Origin of the sequence: Mycobacterium sp. E3247 (assembly GCF_001667785.1) — a bacterium.
Classification (GTDB): domain Bacteria; phylum Actinomycetota; class Actinomycetes; order Mycobacteriales; family Mycobacteriaceae; genus Mycobacterium.
On the sequence record NZ_LZJG01000372.1, the window covers coordinates 1 to 4,705 of the forward strand.

A 4,705-nucleotide genomic window follows, 5' to 3' on the forward strand; every position below is an offset into this window, starting at 1 on the left:
CCTCCTCCGTAGATGAAGCCGGTATAGCCCTGCAGCAGCGACGCGCCCGCGGTGATCCGCTCCCACGCGTCGTCGGCCGTCTCGATGCCCCCGACGCTGATCAGCACCAGGCGATCGCCCACCCTGCCGTGGAGCCGGCGCAGCACCTCGGCAGAGCGGTGCGCCACCGGCGGCCCGGAGATGCCGCCGGGACCCAGCGCGTCGACCCCCGGCGTCTTCAGCCCGTCGCGCGACACGGTGGTGTTGGTGGCGACGATCCCGGCCAGGCCCAGCTCGACGGCCAGGTCGGCGACGTCGTCGAGATCGGCGTCGGAAAGGTCGGGCGCGATCTTCACCAGGACCGGCGTGCCGGTGACGGAGGCCTCGGCGAGCACGGCGGTCAGGATGGGCCGCAGCGACTCGACGGCCTGCAGGTCGCGCAGGCCCGGCGTGTTCGGTGAGCTGACGTTGACCACCAAATACGACGCCAGCGGCCCGACCAATCGGGCGCTGGCCCGGTAGTCGTCGACGGCGTCGGCGGCCGGCGTGGACTTCGTCTTGCCGATGTTGACCCCGATCGGGATGTCGGGGCGGTGACGCGCGAGCTGGATCGCAAGCGCCCCCGCACCAAGGTTGTTGAAGCCCATCCGATTCAGCAGGGCGCGGTCGGCGGGCAGCCGGAACATGCGCGGCGGCGGGTTGCCCGGCTGCGCGTTCGCGGTGACGGTCCCGACCTCCGCGTACCCGAAGCCCAGCGCCCCCCAGGTCAGTAAGCCCTTGCCGTCCTTGTCGAAGCCGGCGGCCAGCCCGAGCGGCCCCGGGAAACGCACCCCGAACACCGTGCTCGCCAGCACCGGATCGGTTGGTCCCAGCAGGCGGTGCAACAGCCGACGCGCCAAGCCGAGGACGGTGGCGCCGCGCAGCACCGCGAAAACCAGCGTGTGGATGCGCTCGGGCGGAACCAGGAAAAACAGGCGTCGGACCAGGCCGTAGACCAAGCCTTCGCGGGGTTGGGTCACCGTCACAGTTGCGGCTGGTCGGGTCGCCGGTTGTCCAGTCGAGATTTCTTGCGGCGCAACAACACTCGCCTGCTACCGTCGGTGTAAAGCCGCACCCGGGTGAGCTCCCAGCCCCGGTATTCGGCCTCGATGGACAGCCGGATGGACGCGCTGACGCGGGTCACTTCGGGTGGCAGGCGCAGCGGCACCCACTCGTATTCGTCGGACAGTTCGGTGTCCCAGCCCGCAGGCAGCTGACTTCGGCGCGGCGCGGTCAACGCCCACCCGCCGCGTGTTCGATGACCTGGACCCCCGCACCGGACCCCGACACCACGTACAAGGTGTCTGACGCTTCGTCGAAGGCCAGGGAATTCGGTTGCTGCACGGTTGGGTAACGCACCTTTTCGACGGGAATTCCGGTGGACAGATCGTAACCAATGACCATATTAGAAGCGGTCTGCGAAACCCAGGCCAATGCGCGCGAGCCGGTCAGGCCGTAGGGCGCCTGGGGCACCGGATAGGCCTGGCGCAGAATCAGCGGGTCGACGCCGTACGCCAGGAGCTGGCCGCCGCGGGTGTCGGCGACCAGAATCCGGCCCCAGGGGTCCGCGGCCATGGTGGTCGCCCCCTCGCCGGCCCGCAACGCCTGCTGGACTCGACCGTCGGCGCCGATGGTGGTCACCGACGTCTGCCCCCGGTCCAGGACAGCTGTCGTATTACCTTGTGTGGCAAGGCAATCGACGCGTGCGAAGATCTTGGTCCGGCTACCGATGGTCGCGGTGGCGGCGGCCCCGGGGGCGGGAGAAGCTGGTGTGGGAGAAGCAGGAGAAGAGAGGGTATAGACGGCCCCGTCGGCGCTGCCCAGCACCAGTTTGCCGTCGGCACGTTGGGCGACCGCGGTGAAATCGGTCTGCTGCGCGTCGGTGACGTTCACCTGGCCCGTATGGCCGGTGCCCAGGTCGACCACGAAATAGCCGCCCCGCGCGGCGAGGTAGACGGTGCCGTGGCCGTCATCGGTCATGGCGGTCGCCGGGCCCGGCAGGTCGATGACCCGCGCCGCGGCCTTCGGGTCATCGAAGACGGCGACGCTGCCCGGCCCCGCCGGGGCGGCGCCGGGCGCCAGCACCGCCAGTCGGCGGGCGGCGCCGTCGAAGGCGGCCGCGACGGCGTGGATCGGCAGTGGGCGAACCGTGCCGGCGGGGTTCTGTGACGCCGGCGGGGAGACGGCGGCCGCGGCCGGTTCGATGGTGGGCGGCGCGGGTTTGAATATATTCGACGAACAACCGGTCACCGCGGCCAGCAAAATCGCGAATCCGATCACACGGCAATGAGCTGTGGGTTGATTACGCCCGTGCAATGACAGCAACTATCTTCCCTTGTGCGACGACTGTAGGCCTTCCACTTTAAGGAACGCCTTCGCATCCAATATGGCCATGTTGCGCACATCAAGCCTCGGGGGCGAGGTATCGTCGGCTTATGGCCGTCACCGTTGACCGGCATATCGCGGAGAAAGAGTTTGCTGTCGAAGACATGTCGACAGGGATTTTCGCCAGCGGATATGGACAAGTCGGTGATGGGCGCAGTTTCTCGTTCCACATCGAGCACGGCTTGCTCGTCGTCGAAATTTACCGGCCCCGCCTTGCCGGGCCAGTCCCGCAGGCCGACGAGGTCGTCGCCACCGCGGTGCGCAGCCTGGTCGACATCGACCTCACCGACGAGCGCAGCCTGACCGCCGCCGTGCGGGACTCGGTGGCGCACGCGGTGCCGGTGCCGCGCTAGTCGCGCGCTGATCATCAACCCGCAGTCGCACCGGGTACGGTCGTGGTCGTGGTTGCCCTGATGCCTCGGACGTCCCGGTTGGGCGCCGCGGCATGACGGTGATCCTGTTGCGCCACGGCCGCTCCACCTCCAACACCGCCGGCGTCCTGGCGGGTCGCTCGAAGGGCGTCGACCTTGACGAGAAGGGCCGCGACCAGGCCGCCGGGCTGATCGACCGGATCGGTGACCTGCCCATCCGCGCGCTGATCAGTTCGCCGTTGCTGCGCTGCCGGCGCACGGTCGAGCCGCTCGCTGCCGCGCTGTGCCTGGAGCCGCTCATCGACGACCGGCTCGCGGAGGTGGACTACGGGGACTGGACCGGCCGCAAGATCGCCGAGCTGGCCGGCGAGCCGCTGTGGAGGGTCGTGCAGGCCCACCCGAGCGCGGCGGTGTTTCCCGGCGGCGAGGGTCTGGCGCAGGTGCAGGCGCGCGCCGTGGCGGCCATCCGGGAACACGATCGACGGCTGGCCCTCGAGCATGGCGGGGAACAGGGCGGCGACGCCCTGTGGGTGGCCTGCACTCACGGTGATGTCATCAAGGCCGTCATCGCCGACGCGTACGGCATGCACCTGGACGCTTTCCAGCGGGTCACCGCCGACCCGGCGTCGGTGAGCGTGATCCGGTACACCGAACTGCGTCCGTTCGTGTTGCACGTCAACCACACCGGTGCGAAATTGGCTGCAGCGCTGCGGGCCGGGCCACCGCCCCAGAACGGGGCGAAGGCGAAGACCGACGGCGACTCCCACGCAGCGCCAACGGAACACGCGCCCACGGAACAGACACCAAAGGAACAAGCGCCAACGGAACGGCCGGCGCCCGGGGAGCAGCCGGCCGGGCTCGTGCCGTCCAGTGACGCGGTGGTCGGCGGCTCGACTGACTGATTCCGCTTAAAACTGACGGAGCGGGGCAATCGAATCGCACGGCGAAGGCAACAGCCGGTATTTTGGAGGTGCCATGGCCCGCGCAATCCACGTCTTCCGCACACCCGACCGCTTCGTGGCCGGGACCGTCGGCCAGCCCGGAAACCGCACGTTCTACATCCAGGCGGTGCACGATTCCCGGGTGGTGTCGGTGGTGCTGGAGAAGCAGCAAGTCGCGGTGCTGGCCGAACGCATCGACGCCCTGCTGCTCGAGGTGAATCGCAGGTTCGGCACGCCGGTCCCCCCGGAGCCCACCGAAGTCGAGGATCTCAACCCATTGGTCACGCCCGTGGATGCCGAGTTTCGGGTCGGAACCATGGGCCTGGGCTGGGATTCGGAGGCGCAGACCGTGGTGGTCGAATTGCTGGCCGTCACCGACGCGGAGTTCGACGCGTCGGTGGTGCTCGACGACACCGAGGAGGGGCCCGACGCGGTGCGGGTGTTCCTGACGCCGGAATCGGCGCGGCAGTTCGCCACGCGCTCCAATCGCGTCATCTCGGCGGGACGGCCCCCGTGCCCGCTCTGCGACGAACCGTTGGATCCGGAGGGCCATATCTGCGCGCGCGCCAACGGCTATAGGCGCAGCGCGCTGCTCGGGCCTGACGATGAACTTGAGGCCTGACGACCGTGAGGTGCTGCGCAACGGCGAGCTGACGGTCCTGGGACGCATCCGCTCTGCCAGCAACGCCACCTTCCTGTGCGAGTCCACGCTCGGCGAATCGACCGTGCACTGCGTCTACAAGCCGGTCTCGGGCGAGGCCCCGCTGTGGGATTTTCCCGACGGGACGCTGGCCGGCCGCGAACTCGCGGCCTACCTGGTGTCGACGCGGTTGGGCTGGAACATCGTGCCGTACACAGTGATTCGTCACGGGCCGGCCGGCCCCGGCATGCTGCAGTTGTGGGTGGAGCAACCGGGCGACGCCACCGGCTCCGACCCGAGCCCCGGCCCCGACCTGGTCGACCTGTTTCCCGCCGACAAACCGCAGCCGG

Annotated in this window: 6 protein-coding genes and 1 pseudogene; 4 read left to right on the top strand and 3 right to left on the bottom strand. The window is 69.2% G+C overall.

Annotated features, from left to right (window positions below; genetic code table 11):
- The 3 genes from A9X04_RS20485 to A9X04_RS20495 form a co-directional block, all read right to left on the bottom strand.
- The coding region (locus A9X04_RS20485) for a quinone-dependent dihydroorotate dehydrogenase (protein ID WP_067924316.1) at nucleotides 1-977 on the bottom strand (977 nt) is incomplete at its 3' end.
- A 23-nt stretch (nucleotides 978-1,000) separates the two neighbouring features.
- Nucleotides 1,001-1,255 carry a DUF5703 family protein gene (locus A9X04_RS20490; protein ID WP_067740831.1) on the bottom strand — a complete coding sequence of 85 codons (255 nt, stop codon included), beginning with the start codon at nucleotides 1,253-1,255 and terminating at the stop codon, nucleotides 1,001-1,003.
- Complete coding sequence (locus A9X04_RS20495) at nucleotides 1,252-2,283, bottom strand: hypothetical protein (protein WP_197509256.1); 1,032 nt, start codon at nucleotides 2,281-2,283, stop codon at nucleotides 1,252-1,254. Before A9X04_RS20495 ends, A9X04_RS20490 begins: the two co-directional genes overlap by 4 nt.
- A gap of 170 nt (nucleotides 2,284-2,453) precedes the next feature.
- Here A9X04_RS20495 and A9X04_RS20500 point away from each other — a divergent pair, with 170 nt between their 5' ends.
- The 4 genes and pseudogenes from A9X04_RS20500 to A9X04_RS20515 all read left to right on the top strand — a co-directional run.
- A complete protein-coding gene (locus tag A9X04_RS20500) occupies nucleotides 2,454-2,756 on the top strand; it encodes a hypothetical protein (protein ID WP_067924313.1) in 303 nt (100 codons plus the stop codon).
- A gap of 92 nt (nucleotides 2,757-2,848) precedes the next feature.
- On the top strand, nucleotides 2,849-3,676 hold the full coding sequence (locus A9X04_RS20505; protein ID WP_067924314.1) for a histidine phosphatase family protein: 828 nt from the start codon (nucleotides 2,849-2,851) through the stop codon (nucleotides 3,674-3,676).
- Nucleotides 3,677-3,749: 73 nt separating this feature from the next.
- Complete coding sequence (locus tag A9X04_RS20510; RefSeq protein WP_067924315.1) at nucleotides 3,750-4,337, top strand: DUF3090 domain-containing protein; 588 nt, start codon at nucleotides 3,750-3,752, stop codon at nucleotides 4,335-4,337.
- Nucleotides 4,321-4,705, top strand: a pseudogene (locus A9X04_RS20515) (phosphatidylinositol kinase); the annotation flags it as partial. The gene A9X04_RS20510 and the pseudogene A9X04_RS20515, both read left to right, overlap by 17 nt.